14 protein-coding genes are annotated in these 19,001 nt (G+C 56.4%); 6 read left to right on the top strand and 8 right to left on the bottom strand.

Annotated elements, in window-relative coordinates:
- Positions 1-7: 7 nt before the first annotated feature.
- The 6 genes from HUN04_19190 to HUN04_19165 all read right to left on the bottom strand — a co-directional run bounded on the left by HUN04_19190 (position 8) and on the right by HUN04_19165 (position 9,665).
- Positions 8-1,576, bottom strand: coding sequence for a BCCT family transporter (locus HUN04_19190; GenBank protein WDP91713.1), 1,569 nt, complete (start codon positions 1,574-1,576; stop codon positions 8-10).
- An 86-nt stretch (positions 1,577-1,662) separates the two neighbouring features.
- On the bottom strand, positions 1,663-3,687 hold the full coding sequence (locus tag HUN04_19185) for a 4Fe-4S dicluster domain-containing protein (protein WDP91712.1): 2,025 nt from the start codon (positions 3,685-3,687) through the stop codon (positions 1,663-1,665).
- 23 nt (positions 3,688-3,710) lie between these two features.
- Positions 3,711-4,646 carry an electron transfer flavoprotein subunit alpha/FixB family protein gene (locus HUN04_19180; GenBank protein WDP91711.1) on the bottom strand — a complete coding sequence of 312 codons (936 nt, stop codon included), beginning with the start codon at positions 4,644-4,646 and terminating at the stop codon, positions 3,711-3,713.
- 11 nt (positions 4,647-4,657) lie between these two features.
- The gene (locus HUN04_19175; protein ID WDP91710.1) at positions 4,658-5,428 is read right to left on the bottom strand and encodes an electron transfer flavoprotein subunit beta/FixA family protein; all 771 of its coding nucleotides are present in this window, start codon (positions 5,426-5,428) and stop codon (positions 4,658-4,660) included.
- Between the two features lie 13 nt (positions 5,429-5,441).
- Complete coding sequence (locus HUN04_19170) at positions 5,442-7,862, bottom strand: GcvT family protein (protein ID WDP91709.1); 2,421 nt, start codon at positions 7,860-7,862, stop codon at positions 5,442-5,444.
- Positions 7,863-8,171: 309 nt separating this feature from the next.
- Positions 8,172-9,665 (bottom strand): sigma 54-interacting transcriptional regulator, encoded by a 1,494-nt coding sequence (locus HUN04_19165; protein ID WDP91708.1) that lies wholly within the window; start codon positions 9,663-9,665, stop codon positions 8,172-8,174.
- 361 nt (positions 9,666-10,026) lie between these two features.
- Here HUN04_19165 and HUN04_19160 point away from each other — a divergent pair, with 361 nt between their 5' ends.
- From HUN04_19160 to HUN04_19140, 5 genes are read left to right on the top strand one after another with little or no spacing between them, the layout of a single operon-like run.
- The gene (locus tag HUN04_19160; GenBank protein WDP91707.1) at positions 10,027-10,872 is read left to right on the top strand and encodes an aminotransferase class IV; all 846 of its coding nucleotides are present in this window, start codon (positions 10,027-10,029) and stop codon (positions 10,870-10,872) included.
- On the top strand, positions 10,872-12,065 hold the full coding sequence (gene alr / locus HUN04_19155; protein ID WDP91706.1) for an alanine racemase: 1,194 nt from the start codon (positions 10,872-10,874) through the stop codon (positions 12,063-12,065). Before HUN04_19160 ends, alr begins: the two co-directional genes overlap by 1 nt.
- An 8-nt stretch (positions 12,066-12,073) precedes the next feature.
- Positions 12,074-13,288, top strand: a complete 1,215-nt coding sequence (locus HUN04_19150; GenBank protein WDP91705.1) for a CapA family protein — start codon at positions 12,074-12,076, stop codon at positions 13,286-13,288.
- Positions 13,285-14,178, top strand: coding sequence for an aspartate/glutamate racemase family protein (locus HUN04_19145; protein ID WDP91704.1), 894 nt, complete (start codon positions 13,285-13,287; stop codon positions 14,176-14,178). Before HUN04_19150 ends, HUN04_19145 begins: the two co-directional genes overlap by 4 nt.
- A 12-nt stretch (positions 14,179-14,190) precedes the next feature.
- Positions 14,191-15,180 (top strand): hypothetical protein, encoded by a 990-nt coding sequence (locus tag HUN04_19140; protein ID WDP91703.1) that lies wholly within the window; start codon positions 14,191-14,193, stop codon positions 15,178-15,180.
- A 75-nt stretch (positions 15,181-15,255) separates the two neighbouring features.
- Here HUN04_19140 and HUN04_19135 read toward each other — a convergent pair whose 3' ends face one another.
- Positions 15,256-16,152 (bottom strand): hypothetical protein, encoded by an 897-nt coding sequence (locus HUN04_19135; protein WDP91702.1) that lies wholly within the window; start codon positions 16,150-16,152, stop codon positions 15,256-15,258.
- A gap of 144 nt (positions 16,153-16,296) precedes the next feature.
- On the opposite strand from HUN04_19135, the gene HUN04_19130 reads away from it, so the two are divergent.
- The gene (locus HUN04_19130) at positions 16,297-17,100 is read left to right on the top strand and encodes a hypothetical protein (protein WDP91701.1); all 804 of its coding nucleotides are present in this window, start codon (positions 16,297-16,299) and stop codon (positions 17,098-17,100) included.
- Here the strand turns inward: HUN04_19130 and HUN04_19125 are convergent, their stop codons facing one another.
- A complete protein-coding gene (locus HUN04_19125) occupies positions 17,101-18,960 on the bottom strand; it encodes a GNAT family N-acetyltransferase (protein WDP91700.1) in 1,860 nt (619 codons plus the stop codon). It abuts the gene before it with no gap.
- Positions 18,961-19,001 lie beyond the last annotated feature (41 nt).

Below are 19,001 nucleotides of genomic sequence, written 5' to 3'. Positions count from 1 at the left end.
ATCCGGATCAGGCGTTCACCCTCTGCTGCATCTCATGGCGCAGCCCCATAAAGAGGCTGATCAGCATGACAATCATCACCGCGGTGAAGGGAAGCCCCACGGATACGGCCACAGCCTGGATAGCGCCCAGGGCGTCGGCCCCCCCGCCCACCAGGAGGCAGACGGCGATAAGGCCTTCAAGGGTGGCCCAGAAAATCCGCTGGATCACCGGGGCATCCATTTTGCCGCCGGCGGTTATGGAATCGACCACCAGGGAACCGGAATCCGAAGAGGTGACAAAGAACACCAGAACCAGGATGATACCGATGAATGAGGTGATTCCGGTGAGCGGAAGATTGGCAAGCATCTGGAACAGGGCCAGGGAAACCTCGCCCAGGCCTTTTTCCGCCAGTACACCCACGCCGTTCTGGATTTGGTAAAGGGCGTTTCCGCCGAATGCCTGCATCCAGAGCAGGGTCAAAAAGGTGGGAACCAGCAACACGGCCGTCATGAATTCACGGATGGTACGGCCCTTGGAGATGCGGGCGATAAACATGCCCACAAAGGGGGCCCAGGAAATCCACCAGGCCCAGTAGAAGACCGTCCAGCCCTTGTAGAACTTATCATCGGTACGGCCGATCCAGTTACTCAGGGGCAGGATATAGTCGGCGTAGGCAGCGGAGGTGGAAAAAAGGCCGGAGAAAAAATGGAGGATGGACCCGGCAAGAATGGTAAATACCAAAAGGCAGAGGGCCAGGGTCATATTTATATTGGACAGGACCTTTACCCCGCCTTCAAGCCCCCTGACCACCGAGATGATTGCGGCGGCAGTCACCAATGCGATGATGATCAGCTGCAGCCCCAGGGTATTTTCAATGCCGAAAATAAAATGAAGACCCGAGGCTGCCTGCTGGGCGCCGAAGCCCATGGAGGTGGCCAGCCCGAAGATGGTGGCCACGACGGAGATGGTATCAATGATATGGCCGGCCCAGCCCCAGGTTTTCTCGCCCAGAAGGGGGAAAAAGCAGGAACGGACGGTCAAAGGCAGGTTTTTATTAAAGGCAAAAAAGCCCAGGGACAGGGCCACCACCGCATACATGGCCCAGGGATGAAGCCCCCAGTGGAACATGGTGGCCCCCATGGCGGCCCGGGCCGCTTCAGGGCTTTTGCCGGCTACATTCAGGGGGGTGCCCCACCAGTCTGTGAAGTAGGCCACGGGTTCGGCCACACTCCAGAACATCAAACCGATGCCCATGCCCGCGGCAAAGAGCATGGCAAACCACGACATCCGGGTAAATTCCGGTTCACAGCCATCTCCGCCCAGACGGATTTTCCCGGCCGGCAGCACAATCAAGGCCAGGCAGGTCAGCACGAAAAGATTGCCCGAAATCATGAAAAACCAGTCAAAATTCTGAATGGTCCAGGATTTGGAGCTGTCGAACACTTTTTTGGCATCCACCGGGTTCATCAAGGTTAAAATGATAAAACCGATTACCAGCGCCGCGGAAATGAAAAACACCGGCCCATGGATATCCAGGCCCCATTTCTGCGTGTTGTCCTGACCGACTTTGTAATCGGTATCAAACCTGTCTTTCATACACTCCCCTTTCGTATTATGATTATTTCCTTCTCCCTCAACAATCGTCTCCGGGAACCTCATCAACCTTAATTTCGATTCTTCATTTAAGTTGCTTCGTCTAACAGCTCTGCAATATCCTTTACCTCTATTTGTTTATCCGCCTCCATGATCCCGTCGTTAAGCATGGTGGCGCAGAATGGACAGGAGGCCGCCACCATGCCCGCACCGGTGTCCACGGCCTGCTGGGCCCTGACGTTGTTAATCCGTTTTCCGATGGTCTCCTCCATGAACATCCTTGCGCCGCCGGCACCGCAGCACATGGCCGTTTCGCAGTTCCGCTCCATTTCAACCAAGTTCCCGGTATTCACCGCTCCTAGAAGTTGTCTTGGGCTGTGGTAAATATCGTTCCACCGCCCCAGGTAGCAGGAATCATGGAAGGTCAATTTCCCAAAGTCCTTTGGTTTAACCTTGAGTTTTCCCTCCTGAATCAGGGTGTTGAAATAATCGGCATAGTGGACCACCTCATAAGCGGCCCCGAATTCCGGGTATTCATTCTTCAGCGTATTATAGCAATGGGGGCATCCGGTGAGGATCAGTTCGGGTTTGTACTGATTGATGGTTTCCACATTCTGCATGATCATCATCTGGCCCAGGTATTCGTTCCCGGCCCGGCGGGCCATATCCCCGTTGCAGGATTCTTCCGGCCCCAGGATGGCAAAATCCACCCCGGCCTTTTTCAATACCCTGGCCGTGGCCCGGCTGATCTTTTTGCCCCGGTCATCAAAGGAACCGGCACAGCCTACAAAATAAAGCACCTTGGTGTCGGGCCTGTCCATCATCAGGGGAATGTCCAAATCCTTTGCCCAGTCCCCACGGGTATCTGCGGCAAATCCCCAGGGATTGGCCTGGTTTTCCATGTTGTTAAAGGTTTCCTGCATCTCCGGCGGGAAATTGGCTTCCATAAGTACCTGATGTTTACGCATTTCCAGAATAAAATCAAGGTGCTCGTTATTCACCGGACAGATGTTTTCACAGGACCGGCAGGTGGTGCAGGACCAGAGTACATCGTCGGTGATCCCCGAGTCCTCCCTCAGCAGGGGCTGGACCTCCTCCTTTTTGTCCGCTCCCTCTCCATCAGGCAGGATCAGCCCGGCCTGATCCAGAAGATCCACCTTAAAATCGTGGATGAGTTTCTTGGGGGAGAGGGGCTTGTCCGTGCCGGCGGCGGGACACAGTTCCTCGCACCGGCCGCACTCGGTGCAGGCATAGAGGTTGAGCACATTATGCCAGTTAAACTCCGAGGCCCGGCCCAGGCCGAAGGTCTCCGCCTCTTCATCCTCGATATCCGTCTTCACCATGGCTTTGGGGGTGTCCAGCCGTTTGAAAAAGACATTGGGCACCGCCGCCAGCAGGTGGAGGTGCTTGGATCCCGGGATATAAATGAGAAATCCCAGAATGGTGCCGATGTGGATGAAATAAAAGACCTCGTATCCCAGGGACAGCTGGTCCGGGGAGAGGCCGTTGATGCCGAAGACCCCGGCAAAAATACCGGAGACGGGGAAGGCCGAGGCATAGGAAAACCCCTCCCCGGCCGGCATGGCCATCTGAAATGCATTGATAAAATGGAAGGAAATCACAATCACCGAAGTAAAGAGGATGATGAGATTGGCATCCTTCCCCATGGTCAGGTAATGGGGTTTGACCACCAGCCGCCGGTAGAGGGCATAGGCAAATCCGGCCAGAACCAGGAAGCCCAGAATGTCGGCCACAAAGAGGTAGGCCCCGTAGAGTCCCGGCAGCAGGTTTCCCGGGTGGAAGGCGGGAATGACGCCCCTCACCATGAGTTCCAGTGAATGGGGCTGGATGGCCAGGAACCCGAAAAATATCAGGGTGTGGGCCAGGCCGGGCATGGGCTTGCGCCGGACATTGGTCTGGGCCAGCACTTCGGTGAAGAGCAGCTTGATCCGGTCTGCTGTCCTGTCCCCGGCCGTTTCCGCCATGCTTGGGCCGTCGCCCTCCACCGCCGTCATGATCCGGTAGAGCCTGGCCGCCTTAAGAAAAAAGTACCCGAAGGCCCCGGCCAGGGCCGCCAGCATGACCACAGATTTCAGAATAGTGTAGGTTTCCATTGATTCTACCTGTCCTGCTTGGCTTAAAGTTTCTCGGTGAGTGCCGGCACCACCTCAAAGATATCCCCCACAATGCCGTAGTCGCATTTGGCAAAGATGGGGGCGTCCTTGTCTTCATTGATGGCCACGATGACCTTGGAGGTCTTCATGCCGGCGAAATGCTGGACCGCCCCCGAAACCCCGCAGGCGATATAGAGCTTGGGGGATACGGTCTTGCCGGTCTGGCCCACCTGCATGGCATGGGGGGCAAACCCCGCGTCCACCGCCGCCCTGGAAGCGCCCACCGCACCGCCCATTTTCCCGGCGCAGGCTTCAAGCATGGAATAATTTTCAGCGGCCTTGATGGCCCGCCCCCCGGTGACGATGACCGGGGCTTCGGTGAGGTCCAGTTTGTCACTGTCTCCCTTTTTAATCTCTTTGATGACAGCCAGCCCCGGATCCTGCACATCTGCTGTAAACTCCAGGATTTCACCGCCGGCCGGCGCCGGCACCGCCTCAATGGCGTTTGGCCGGACAGTGGCCAGAAGCAGGTCAGCGTTCACACGGAGGGTGGCGAAGGTCTTGCCGGAAAAATGGGATTTTTTCACGGTTTTGGCATCAATGTCCACAGCCACACAATCGCTGACCATGGGCTGGTCCATCAGCGCCCCAAGGCGGGCAAAAAGATCCCTGCCCACGGCGGATGCCGTTCCCAAAAGCGCATCCAGGCCGTATTCATTGACGGCGGCCTCAAGGCAGCGGGCCGCCAGGTCCGGGGAGGCTAAGATATCCCCGGAAGCCGGTTTGAGTGATACAATGCCGGATGCCCCGTATTGGGCAAGTTTATCTTTTACCGATGCCGGGTTGGCATCCATGACCAGGGCAATAATCTCCTGGCCGGCAGCGGCGGTCAACACCCCCAAAGAGGTCTCTTTTACCGCATCGTTTTCAGTCTCTATCAAAATGCCGGTTTTGGCCATGCTCGCCTCCTTTATATCACTTTCTCTTCTTCTTTCAGAATCCTGACCAGTTCGGTCACCTGCTCTTGTACCGAGCCCTCAATCATTTTGGCACCGGCCCGTTCCGGCACCGGCTCCAGATGTTCAATCACCACGGCACCGGCGGCTTCATCAATGCCCAGATCGGATATGTCCATCTCCTTGATCTCTTTTTTCTTGGCCTTCATGATATCCGGGAATTTAGGATACCTGGGTTCGTTGAGCCCCTTGGTGGCCCCGATGACACAGGGCAGACCCATTTCAATGACCTGGCGGTCCCCCCCGCCCACTTCCTGCTCGGCCACGGCTTTACCGCCGTCAATGCGTAGGCGGCTGACCTCATTGGCCACTGGCAGGCCCAAGGCGGCGGCCAGGCGGTACTGGGTCTGGAAGGTTTCCGTGTCCACCGCCCCTTTTCCGGTGAATATCAGATCCGGGGCCCCGTCTTCTTCTATGGCTGCCTTCAGGGCTTTGGCCGTGAGGCTGGCGTCCAGAAACTGACCCTGGGTCTTCACCAAAATGGCCCGGTGGGCCCCCATGGCCATGGCCCCCCGGATGGTGGCGGCAGCCGCGGCCTTGCCAACGGTGACAATCACCACCTCGCCCCCGTTTTTTTCCACCAGGGAAACGGCCTCTTCCACCCCGAATTCGTCATAGGGGTTGACCACAAACTTGATTTCCGAATCCTCAAATCCGTTGTTCCCGGCCAGTTTGATGTTGGCGGCCGTGTCCGGAACATGTTTAACGCAGACAAAAATTTTCATGATCTCTTCCCCTTTAACCTTTCATTCTTTCATTTTTCGGATCGTAAATGGGCATGGAGACCACCTGGGCCGACCGTTTCACCCCCAGAATCTCCACTTCCAGGGCCGTGCCGGCATCGGCGAATTTGGGCGGGACATACCCAAGAGCAATGCTCTTTTGGGTTCTGTGGCCGTAGCCGCCGGAGGAGGTCATTCCCACCCGTTCTTCACCGGCAAATATGGGATTATATCCCCAGGCGTCGGCATCCTCGGCCTCCACCACCAGGCAGACCAGCTTCAGGGGAATCCCGTCTGCCTTCTGTTTTTCCAGCCCGGCCTTTCCGATGAACTCCTTATCCATTTTAACGGTCCAGGCCACATTGGTTTCCAGGGGCGTATGGTGGACGTTCATCTCGGATTTCCAGGCCAGATACCCCTTTTCCAGGCGCATGGAATCCATGGCATGCATACCGATGAGTTTGATGTCAACATCCGCCCCGGCTCCCATGAGGGCATGGTAGAGTGAAATCTGATGCTGGATGGGATGAAAAATCTCATACCCCAGTTCCCCCACATAGTTCATCCGGTTCACCCGGCATTTGGTCCGGCCCACATAGATTTCCCGGGAGGTGCCGAACTTGAAAACATCGTTGGACACATCGTCGTAGGCGGCCTTTTCCAGGACCTTGCGGGCATCCGGGCCCACCAGGACCAGGCAGCCCATCTCATAGGTAAGATCTTCCATGGCCACGGACCCGTCATTGGGCAGATTCTCCAGCATCCAGTGCTGGTCGTGTTTTTTGCCCACCGAGGCGGTGACGCAGAAAAATTCGTTTTCATTTACCCGGGTGATGGTCATGTCGGATTTAAAATGCCCCTGGTGGTCCAGCATGGGGCTCAGGGCAATGCGGCCGTCCACACTAGGCACCTTCTGGCAGGTCATATTGTTGAGCCAGGCTTTGGCGCCGGGGCCGGAAATCTTTGTTTTGGCAAACCGGGTCAGGTCGATGATCCCCACCTTTTCCATGGCATGTTTGCACTCGGCCGCCACATGCTTGAAAGCATTGGTCCGCCGCCAGGACGGGTTTTCGTATCCGTCCTCTCCCTCGGGCGGGAAGTAATTGGGGCATTCCCATCCGTAGTAGTCGCCGAAAACGGCATTGGCCTGTTTCTGGTATTCATAGATGGGGCTTGTCCTATTGGGCCGGGCCGCATCCCGGAATTCGTTGGGATAGATATGGGCGTAAAGCCGGGGATAGGTGTCGGCGATTTTTTCCGTGTTGTAGGCCCAGTTGGCGTAGGACCCGTACCGCCGGGAATCCATGGGCCAGAGGTCGATTTCAGGCTCACCGTCCATGATCCAGCCGGCCAGGTAATGGCCGATGCCCCCGGCCTGGGTGATGCCGAAGGAATAGCCGCAGGCATGGTAGAAATTTTTCAGGGGCGCTGCCGGGCCCACCAGGGGATCCCCGTTGGGGGTGTAGGTGATGGGGCCGGCCGTCACATGCTTGAACCCGGTTTCGCCCAGGATGGGGAACCGGTCCATGCCTGCTTCAATGCAGTCGGAGATATTGTCCAGATCCGGGTTGAGTTCCTCCTGGGCGTAATCCCAGGGGACCCCGCGCCGCTTCCACTGCTGGCCGTGGGCTTCGTACATTCCCAGGATCAGGGAGTCCATTTCCTGGCGGAGATAGATGGACTTGTCCGGGTCCCGCATCAGGGGCAGGTAGGTGTCGGCTTCGTCAATGGCCTGGATTTTTTCGTAAAGGATATGGGTATGGGCGATGGCGATGGAGGGGATTTCAAGGCCCACCATCCGGGCCACTTCCGGGGCCCAGAGACCGGCGGCGTTGATCAGGTGTTCGCAGGTGATCTCGCCCTTGTCCGTTTTCACCAGCCATTCGCCGTTGGCCTTCTGCTCGATCCCGGTCACCCGGGTATGGAGGTTGATTTCAACCCCGTGGTTCCGGGCGCCCTTGGCCATGGCCTGGGTAACGGAGTTGGGGTCCACATCCCCGTCATCGGGCCAGTAAAGCCCGCCCATCAGCCCTTCTGGGTTGATGAAGGGATGCATTTTGCCGATCTCTTCCGGGGTGACCCAGGAGACGTCCAGCCCCAGGCAGCGGTTCATGGAATAGGCATAGCCCAGTTCATCCATGCGGCCGGGGTTGTCGGCCGTACGGATGGAGCCTGTGGTGTGCCAGCCCACATTCTGGCCGGTTTCCTTTTCAAGCTCCTTGTAGATCTCAATGCTTTTCATGTTGACCTGGGTGCCGTAAAAGTTGGAGTGGAAAAAGGAGACATTGCCCGCGGCCATCCAGGTGGATCCCGATGTCAGTTCGTGTTTTTCAATCAGCACCACATCGTCTTTCCATCCGTACTTTGCCAGATGGTAAGCCACACTGACGCCGATGGCGCCTCCGCCGATAACAACTGCCCTTGCATTGGTCTTCATGGGTGTAAGTCTCCTTTTCCCTATGTCTGATTTAATGTCTGAACTTTTCTGCTGTATCGAAACTCCTTAATATTTTTTCACTCTGAGCATAGAGGTGCAGATTGCGTACCAGTGCATAGAAACACCGGACCGCCCCCCGTGTAACAATCTGTAATCGTTTGGTTCAACGGTACAATGGGAGGGGGTTTCACCGCATTAAAAAAAATTTATAAGCATTAATAAATGAATTGGATTTACAAACACCGCCCCACACTTTTACTGTAAAATTTTACACTTTTTTACAGTACGATGGCGAAACGGCTGACGCCCTTAGAACCGGCTCCGGTCAATCTGGTATTTTTTAATTTTATAGTAAAGAAGCTGGCGGGAAATCCCAAGATGTCTTGCGGACCGGGCGATATTGCCCCCACACTCGGACAGCACCCGGGTGACCAGTTCTTTTTCCGCTTCCCCTTTAACTTTTTTCACCCCCTTGAGGGTCGCCGGGGGCATCTGATCCCGGACCGCAGCCCCCGGACCGCCCGGAGGAGAAAAGGACCGGTTCTGAACCGGGATACCGCTGTGCTCCGGTTCCCCGGACCGGTGCTGGATGGACCAGTTGGAAAAATGGGACTGGAGATGGGTCATGCGTATGGTCTGCCCCTCCCCGACAACGTTCATGGCCCCTTCGATGACATGCTCCAGCTCCCGGACATTACCGGGCCAGTTATAAATCCGGAACAATTCCATCACATTGTCGGAAATGGATGCCACCTGCTTCATCAGCCGGGTATTGTGTTTGTCAATGAAGTGGTCCACAAGGAATTCCAGGTCACCCAGGCGCCGGCGCAGGGGGACGATATGGATGAACACCACCCCCAGGCGGTAAAAGAGGTCGGATCTCAGGGTGCCCTCTGAAATGGATATGCGGGGATCCTGATTCACTGAGGAAATAATCTTTAAATCGGTTTTGATTTCCCTGAGCGCCCCCACCCGCCGTACCTTGTTTTCCTGGACGATCCTTAAAATTTTTGCCTGGAGGCCCACGGGCATGGAGTTGACCTCATCCAGAAAAATGCTGCCGCCGGAGGTCCGCTCAAACAGCCCGGCCTTATTTACAGATCCGGTAAAGGCCCCCTTGGAAGTACCGAACAATATCCCCTCAAGCAGATTCTCCGGGATGGCCGCGCAGTTGACCGGGGTAAATTTCCTGTTGCCCCGGGGGCCGTGGTTGTGTATGGCCCTGGCAAAGAGTTCCTTGCCCGTTCCGGTCTCCCCGAACAGCATCACCGGCGACGGGGTCTGGGATGCCAGGCGGGCCGACCGGATGGCATCCCGGAATACAGGATCCCGGCCGATGATGGACTCAAAGGTAATGTTGCCGGTGTCAAAGGCGGTGGCCGGGACCGGCAGGGTGGCAATGGTGTTGGTCAGCATATGGTAATCCCTGACAAAACAGATCACCCCCACCAGCCGGTCCATGCTGAAGACCGGGAATACCGAATGAACGGTATTGGCGAACTTGCCCATGCGGGTCCTGTAGAAATTTGGCGCGTCAATGATGGGACGCCGCTTGTTCAGGCACTGCATGATGATGCTTTCCTCATCGCTGAGGTCATAGACATCTGTCACCCTGGAAAGGAGCACCTCTTTTCTGTCCAGATCGTCAATGCGGGACATGGCGTCGTTATAATACACAATGGTGCCCTGGCGGTCGGCCACAATGACCCCGTCGCTGAATTCATCGAATACGGAAAGGAAATCCGCATTGTTCAGGTCAAAGAGAAATTTTTTTATTGCTTCCGGCACTGTCCTGGCCTCCATTCACCTTGTCCGCATTCAGGTACGATACTGCCACCGGTCTGGTATGCTGACACGGGGGGCCGGGTTTGTCAATTTTTTTTACCCCCTGTAAAAAAAACCGCTGGCATGGGGCCCCCTTTCGTTTGCCTGCAGGCGGCCTGCCCCTAACATCCTTCGCTGGCATCACATGATTTCCGACATTTCTTTGCATAAATGCATATTTTTCGCATGAAATTCTACTTTTTATGCATTTACAAGAATTTTTTTCTTGACCCGGGCATATTATTAATATATCAGATATCATGCAATCAGGAAAAATGATTCAACGGCCTGATACCATACAAAAACACAAGAGAGCATATATATGCATGGAAGGAGTAGAATGGACATTTATTATATTGACGGAGAATTTGTAGAAGACGACCAGGCAATGGTGCCGGCCAAAGATATCACCGTATTGCGCGGCTACGGGGTATTTGACTTCCTGATCACTTACAACAAACGGCCCTTCCAACTGGAACAGCATGTGGCCCGCCTGGAAAATTCCGCCAGGGAAATCGGGCTGACCCTGAACCACTCCAACAGCGAAATCTGCGATATCGTTATGCAGACCCTGGAGAAGAACAGCCACCACAATGAATCCAACATCCGCATCGTTTACACCGGCGGCATCAGCCCCGACGGGGTGACCCCCCAGGGCAACGGCATTCTCATGGTCTATGTCACCCCCAAATATGAACTGCCCCAATGGTGGTACACCGATGGCGCCAAAATCATCACCGTTGACATGGAACGGTTCATTCCCGCCGCCAAAAGCACCAACTACCTGTCTGCGGTATTCGCCCAGCAAAAGGCCCATGCCCAGGACGCCATTGAGGCCGTATACAAAGATGCGGAGAACAATGTCCTGGAAGGCACCACCACCAATATTTTCTGCTTCAAGGGCAATGAGCTGATCACCCCTCCCGACGGCATTCTCCCGGGCGTTACCAGGGGAGCGGTGCTGGAACTGCTCAAGGAGACCTACGAAATTCAGCTGCGCCACATCAAGGCCGAAGAACTGCCGGAAATGGATGAGATATTCATCACCGCCTCCAACAAAGAGATTGTCCCTGTCATCCAGATTGACGATCTGGTGGTCAACGGCGGCAAACCCGGAGAAAAAACCCGGGCCCTGCTCAAGACATGGGCGGACTACACCAAAGCATACGGCCAGGGTGACTGCTGATGCCCCGTTCCCCTAAAAAGGAACACCGCAGGCAGCCCCTGCTTCTTCCCCAAACCCGGGCCAGTGTGGACCTGGGGGCGGTGGAACACAATCTGCGGGCCCTCAAGGGTCTTACGGCCCCAGGCACCCGGATCATGGCCGTGGTCAAGGCAGATGCCTACGGCCACGGCGCCGTTGCGGTCGCCGGCGCCGCCATGGCCGCCGGCGCCGACTTCCTGGCCGTGGCCCGGATTTCAGAAGCCGCCGCATTGAGGGATGCCGGCATTGACGCCCCCATGCTCCTGTTCGGGGATGTCCTGCCGGAGCAGGCCCCATGGATGGCGGAACACCATGTCCGTGCAACGGTGACCGACCTTGCCGGGGCAAAAGCAATGGCCGCCCGCTTAGACCCCCAGGGCCCTGATCTGAAAATCCATATCAAGGTGGATACGGGAATGGGACGGCTGGGCTATGTCCATAGTTCCTTGCAGGCCGCCGGCACCGCCCCGGAGAATCCCATTGATGACATCCTGGCCCTGGGTTCCCTGCCCAAACTCAGGGTAGAGGGTATTTACTCCCATCTGTCCCGGGCCGACGAACAGGATAAAACCCATGCTAACAGCCAGATTAAGCAGTTCATCCGGCTGACAGACAGATTAAAAGGGAAAGGATTTGATCCCGGCATCCGCCACATTGCCAACTCCGCCGGCACCATTGACCTGCCCCAATCCCACCTGGACATGATCCGGCCGGGGATCGCCATGTACGGTCTGTGGCCCTCCGGGGATGTGGACAAATCCAGGCTGATCCTGGAACCGGCCATGACCATCCGGTCAAAAATCATCCAGGTCAAATCCGTTCCCAAGGGATTTGATATCAGCTACGGCGCCACCCATGTCACCCCCAGCCCCACGGTCATTGCCACGGTGCCCGTGGGATATGCCGACGGCTACAGCCGGCAGCTGTCCAACCGGGGCCATATGCTGGTCCGGGGAATGCGGGCACCGGTCCTGGGCCGGATCTGCATGGACTTTACCATGATCGACGTGGGCCATATCCCTGGGGTTACGGCCGGAGACGAGGTGGTCCTCATGGGTTCCCAGGGGGATGAAACCATCTCGGCCGACGATATTGCCAAACTTACCAACACCATCAATTACGAGGTCACGGCAGGTCTGACCGGACGGATTCCCCTCCGGCACACCCGACCATGAGACGCAAAATGAAAGATATCAATTTTAAAACAGGGACCTGGTCCAACGGCCGCGGCCCCGTCGCCCATATGATGATCGCAGGGGACTGGGCCCCCATCCGGGAATTTGCCCCTTTAATTGAAAAAAATCCTGAAGGCGTATACGGGGACCTGCTGCCCCTGATCCGGGAAGCCGACCTGTCCCTGGTCAACCTTGAAGCCCCCTTAAGCGACACCGGCGCTCCCGTCACAAAGAGCGGTGCCGTGTTCAAGGGCAACGTCTGTCATGTGGAAGGCCTTGCCGCCGTTCCCTTTGACGCGGTCACCCTGGCCAACAACCATATGTTTGATTTCGGGACGGTTGCCTTTAAAGAAACCATAAACGCGCTGGAAAGCCGGAACATCAGACACACCGGCGCCGGAATGGACCTGGACGAGGCCAAAGCCCCGTTGATCCTGGAAACCTGCGGTCTCAAAGTCGCCGTGGTCAACTTCAGCGAAGGCGAGGACCTCACCGCCGCCGGAAAGGGCCCGGGGGTCATGGGCTGGGATCTGGAAACAGTGGCCGCCCAGATTAAAACAGCCAAAGCAGAGGCCGACGCCGTGGTCGCCGTGGTCCACTGCGGCCTGGAATATATCCCCTATCCCCCGGCCTACGTCATTGATGCCTTTAAAGCCGTTGCCGATGCCGGGGCCGATGCGGTCATCGGCCATCACCCCCACGTCCCCCAGGGGATTTTCATCCACAAGGGGGTGCCGGTCTGCTGCAGCCTGGGCAATTTTGTATTTTACCAGCCCACCAAATTCCATTGGCGCAAACTGGGATATATGGTCAACCTTAAACTGGCCCAGAAAGGCGTGGCCGGATTCGACATCATCCCCTACCGCATCCACGACACGGGCGTATCCCTGCTGCAGGAAGAGGAAGAAAATCGTTTTTTCCAACGGCTGGAGGAGATTTCCCTGCCCCTGTTTGACGAAGAGAACGCCCTGGCGGCCTGGAACGGTTTCATCGATTATTACGGTACAGCCGGATTTAAAAACGAAGTCAACATGATCCTGGGTAAAATGGAGGGGGAAGAACCCGGCAAGGGGGCGGCCATGTTCAGGAACCGCCTGACCACGGCCCAGCACTTTTACCACTGGAAGGACCTGCTCACCCGGATCGTGGATAATAAAATGGGGGACTCCCCCCAATGGGCTAGGGATATTGCCGAAGAATGGCTCACAAGGGAAATTCAATGAAAGAAACAACACTTTTAATCACCGATTCGGGACTGGGCGGCCTGTCGGTATGCGCCGGCATGGAAAAATCCTTGAAAACCGATGGACGGTACGACCGCATCCATCTGATCTATTTCAATGCCTGGCCCCAGCAGCATAAGGGCTACAACCACTACCCGGACCGGGAGGCCAGGGCAAAGGTATTCCACAATGCCATGGCCGCCATGGGAGAATTCAATCCCGACCACATTTATATCGCCTGCAACACCCTCTCGGTGATTTATCCTTTTACCCGGTTCGCCGGGGAAACACACATCCCGGTCACCGGCATTGTGGACCATGGGGCAGGCATGGTGAAAACCGCCCTGGACAAGGATCCCGCCGGACGGGCCGTTATCTTCGGCACCCCCACCACCGTCCAGGAAAACAGCCATAAAACCGCCCTGGTTGACGCCGGCATTGACCCGGGACGCATCATTCCCCAGGGCTGCCTCAACCTGGCCGGAAAAATCGAACGGGCCCCCTTTGGCGATGAAGTCAAAACGATGATTGACGAGAATGCCAGGGCCGCGGCAAAACAGCTGGACAAAACGCCAGGGAAAATATATGCCGCCCTCTGCTGCACCCACTTCGGTTATTGCCGGGACCAGTTCAAAAACGCCCTGGAACAGCACACCGGGAACCCCGTGGAAATTCTCAACCCCAACGACAAGATGGTGGACAGGGCCTGCCAGGGTGCAACCCCCGGCGGCAGCCCGGAAATCCGGATGACCATATTGTCCCGGGTGACCTGGGAACCCTCCCGGATCGAGGCCTATGAAAAATTATTGTCAGGGGTCTCGCCTGCAACCGTAACCGCTTTAAAAACGTATACACTGGACAGGGACCTGTTCAGCATTGATATTGATTAAACGAGGAGAACCATGAAAAGAATTTTAATCATCACAGGCCCGGGGGGAGATGCCCAGGGCTGGGGAGACATGGCCGTTACCCAGGAAGTTGCCAAGGCCATCAACGCATCGGAAAAATCCGCTGAAATCGCCTATGTCTCCAACATGGAAGAGCTGGACAAGGCCCTGGAAACCCATGAATTTGACCTTATCTGGAGCGCCCTGTACCACGTCAACGAAAATGCCGACACCATCGGCATGAGCGAAGGGGACGACCGCTGGGTGGCCGACATCCTTGACGAACGCAAAATCCCCTACATCGGCCCCAATGCCGCCACCATGAAGGCGCTCATCCACAAAACCGCCACCCACGACATCATGGAAAAAGCAGGCTGCGCCGTGCCCTACCACTACCAGATCGAAAAGGGCGAGGCCATGCCGGACCTGAAATTTCCCGCCTTTGTCAAACCCAGTTATGAAAGCCGCTCCGTGGGCATCTCCGACAACAGCGTGGTCAACAATGCCGAAGAACTGGCCGCCCAGGTCAAATTCATCCACGACACCTACGACCAGCCCGCCCTGGTGGAAGAATACCTGCCCGGCCAGGAATACACCGTACTCATGCTGGGCAACGGGGAATACCAGGAATACCTTTCCGGCAAAGTCATGGTCGATCCCTCCCTTTTCGGCGAATACCCCATCCTCAGGGCCGATCTGAGGGGCGTGGGGGCCACCAAGATCAAACCCGCCGGGGACCTCTCCGAGCAGGCCGTGGCCGTGACGGCCAAGGCCATGGAAGCCCTGAACTGCCTGGACCATGTCCGGGCCGACATGAGGCTGGACAGCGAGGGCAATTTTAAAATCATTGAGGTCAACGGCATCCCCGGCCTCAAGCCCATCAAAAGCTGGAGCCCCCAGATTTACACCCTTCACCATGCCTCCGAACAAGGGGAGATGGAAGACTACAAACGGCTCATCAACCACATTGTGGATTCCGCCCTGGCCCGATGCGGCCTGAATTAGTTACCGGCAATAAAACAAAAAAATGGGGGAGACCATTCGGCCTCCCCCATTTTTTTATCCCAACGCATTATCTGGTTAAATCATCTGGTCCAGGGTGTTTCCAAACAAATCCTTCATCATGGTATTGATCAGCTCATCCACCTTTTCCGCGGCATCTTCAAGCACCTGGTACAGGGGCTGATTTTCAGCCGCAACCAATTCATCCACACCATCGGTCCCTTCATCCACACCGTCGACCCCTTCAGTCGCATCTGTGTCATCTGGCGTTTCCAGGGCCTCCAGGTGGTGGCTGAACAATTGTCCCAGGGGCTGCCTGGCCCATGCCACGGTCTCTTCCCTCTGCTCTTCCAGAAGTGCCGCCACCTTGTCCATAAAGGAGACGCTTTCACCTTCGGAGGCCACGGGAACGGCCTCCTGCCCGGTTGCCGGCCCAAGGCTTCTGCCGTAACCATGGCCCCGCCCCCTTCCATAGGCGGCGGAGCTGTTTTCGGCATAAACGGCATAGGCGCGTTCCATGCTGATATCGGCCTCATACTGAGAAATGGAATCATAGGTTCCCATGGACAGGGCCTTGGAAACCGCATCCGCCATATCCCCTTCGGCCATTTCGCCAATGATGGCATCCACGCCGGAGACGATGGCTTCGATGTCCTCAAGCTCTTCTTCACTGAGATCCCCTTTTACGGTAAAGGTAAATGCTTCACCCGTACTCAGGGTAATTTCCCGTTCATTATAGGCTGCCGAGACACTGCCTCGTTTGCCGGCAAACTCTCCCTGACTGGTGTATTCATTGGCGTCCAACTCGGAAAACATGCTGGCGGACAGCGTGACGATATCCCCTTCACGGGTCTGGATGGTCAGTCCGGCGTTAAGGCTTTCATAGGAATTCACAGCGGTGGTGCTGCTGGACATGGCGCCATACCCGCCATGCTGCCTTAATCCGCCCGGGTTAATCTGGGACAGGCCGTTCATTTTTCTTCTCCTCGTTTAAAAGACCGGAAATAATGATCCTTATAGACTTAGACTATCGGCAGTCCGGGTAAGAAACATAAATTTTTATTCCACCACCGGGGAAAAGCCTGGCACCGCCAGCCTTCCCAATGGTATAACCAGCCCATGAAAGGATTTGGATTTACCCGGAAAAAATTTTTAACCCTTACGGACAAAGGGCGCCACAAACACCTCATTGACTGGCTTTCTGGCATTTACCAGACCCTGGCCGCCGGACGCACCGGCACAGGGGCCTTCCTTGATTTCGCCCGGGAGTATAAGACCATCTGCATCTGGATGGGCCTTGCCGCCGCCGAGGCCCCGGTGGAATCTGGAGTTCCCCACCGGCTGGCCTATGTCTCCGATGCCGTCCACCGGCACAGAACCCTCCTGGGCCTGGCACCAAGGGATTACGATCTTCTGGACCGGGTGGTGACCGGCGACAGGGAACAGCCCTTGATGCAGCGGCCGGCCATGGACTACCAGGTGGCCCTGGACGGCCTGCGCAGCCTGTTCAACGTGGGCTCAATCTATAGGACCTGCGAAGCCGCCGGGGTGGACCATATTATACTGGGAAACTGCCTGGGAAAAGAGAGCCCCCAGGTCAGGAAAACAGCCATGGGGGCCCAGGATAACATCACAGAAGAGCACACCAAGGACCTTGCCGGCTGCCTGGAAACAAAAAAGGCCCGGGGATACCATATCATTGCCGTGGAAACCATCTCAGGTTCCAGCGCCTGCCATGATTACCCCTGGCCTGAAAAAGCGGTTATCGTCATGGGCAATGAAGAGTACGGCATCTCCCCCCATGTGCTGGCTGCAGCCGACCACGCCGTCCACATCCCAATGTTCGGGAAAAAGAATTCCCTGAACGTGGCCAATGCCCTGGCAGCAGTGCTGTACCAGGCCGTATTCACCCGTATGGGATGATTATTTTTTAATCTTAATACTGATTTGGTACACCCCGCTTTCCAGGCGGGACTCCACGGGCAGCCCGGTTTTTTCAAAGACTTTTATCATGGGCTGGTTGTCCGATAGCACCTGGGCGCACAGGGCGTCCAGTCCCCGGTTCCGGCCTTCCACAATGAGCAGGTCCATGAGGTAGGATCCAATGCCCGCGCCCTGGTAATCCTCGTCAATGAGAAAGGCCACTTCCCCCACATTGTCCTCTTCCCCCACCACCAGGCGGGCCTCGGCAATCATCTTGCCTGCCCCCTTTTTACCGCCGAATCCCACAACGGAAAATTCTTTGGCATAGTCCACGTTGACGTATTCCTGCATTTTGTCGTGGCTCATGGTTTTAATGGAGTAAAAGAACCGGTAGAAGACCATTTCCTTGGAACAGCGGTAGAAAAAGCGGCGCATGGCCTCTTCGTCCGAGGGCTTCATGGCCCGGAACCGGACGGTTTTTCCGCCTTTAAAGGTTTTGGTATAGGCGATATGGTCCGGGTAGAGGTGGGCGGACCGGCTCACGAAAATCTGGTTGGGATAGATGATCTTCCGCTCCCTGGCCTGGCGGATGAGTTCCTCCCGGTCATCGGGATGGGCGATGTCGATGATGGCCTGGGCCCGTTCCCGCAGGGGGCGCCACTTGAGCATGGCCACCCCGTACTCCGTGACCATGGCATGGACCGACTCCCGGAGCCTCAGCTGGTTGACATAGTCCTGGATGGAAACCAGGATGTTGGACTCCCCTTTTTCATTCCGGGAGGGCAGGCCCACGATGGTGGCCCCATCTTTGGAGGCCTCTGCCCCCTTGTAAAAATCAATGCCCTCCCCCGGGCCGGTGATCACACTGCCCTTTAGGGGAAAGGCCACACTGCCCTGGATATCGGCTTTGCGTCCCTCATAAATGGCGGTGAACTGGGGGTTATTGGCAATAAACTGGGAGTTGCAGACCCAGTCAATGCCCTGGAACTCCACCAGGGGATTTTTATGGAGCCAGGTCATCAATTCCTTTGTTCCCAGGGCGTAGGAGGCCAGGGATTTACCCCGGAAGGGGGATTTGCGGTGGTTGGTCACAGCCCCGGAATTGACCAGCTCGGCCGTGGCATCGGTAAAATAAAGGGAATGGATGCCCAGATCCTTTTTATCGGATAAAAAGGGCACCAGGGCCTCGAACAGGGGGCCGTGGGACCAGTTGATACAGTCCCCGTCCCGGACCAGGGAGGCCACATTGGCGGCCACCCGCTTCATCACATCAGGCACCTGGGCCGGTTCATAGGTCACCGGCGCCCGGTCGGATTTCACCAGCAGGTCGAACTCCTCAATGGAAACAAAGGTATCTCCGTAGGTAAAGGGCATGTCCATGTTGACCTCCCCCACCACCAGCCGGGCCTTGTCCATGACCTCCCGGGCCACGTCCACGGCCACACCCAGGCTGCAATACCCCGCATCATTGGGCGGGGTAATCTGAATAAAGGCCACATCCATGTTGACACGGCGTGATTTGATGATCTCGGGAATTTCTGAGGTATAGGCGGGTATCAGGTCCACCTGGCCTTCGGAAATGGTATCCCAGGCCACATAACCGGCAAAAAAGGTTTTCATCCGGTAGTTGGGGGCGCTGAGACGGTCCAGGTGGAGGATTGTTTCCCCCAGTACCGCCAGCTGCACCAACTCAAGGTCCCGGATATTGTGCTTGTCAACATCCAGCAGGGTCCGGATCAGGGTACGGGGGGCTGCCGGTCCGGTACCGACAAATACGGTCATACCGGGCTGGATATGATTCAGCACCCGTTCCGGCGCCACCAGATGGTCTTCCCAGTTGGTCACATTAATTTCTGACATGGAACTCTCCCTATTCGGCAGGTGGGTAGAACAATTTCACT

This window comes from Desulfobacter sp. (genome assembly GCA_028768525.1).
Classification (GTDB): domain Bacteria; phylum Desulfobacterota; class Desulfobacteria; order Desulfobacterales; family Desulfobacteraceae; genus Desulfobacter.
Note: the sequence above shows the minus strand (reverse complement) of the source record. Positions and strands in the feature narration are given on the sequence as shown.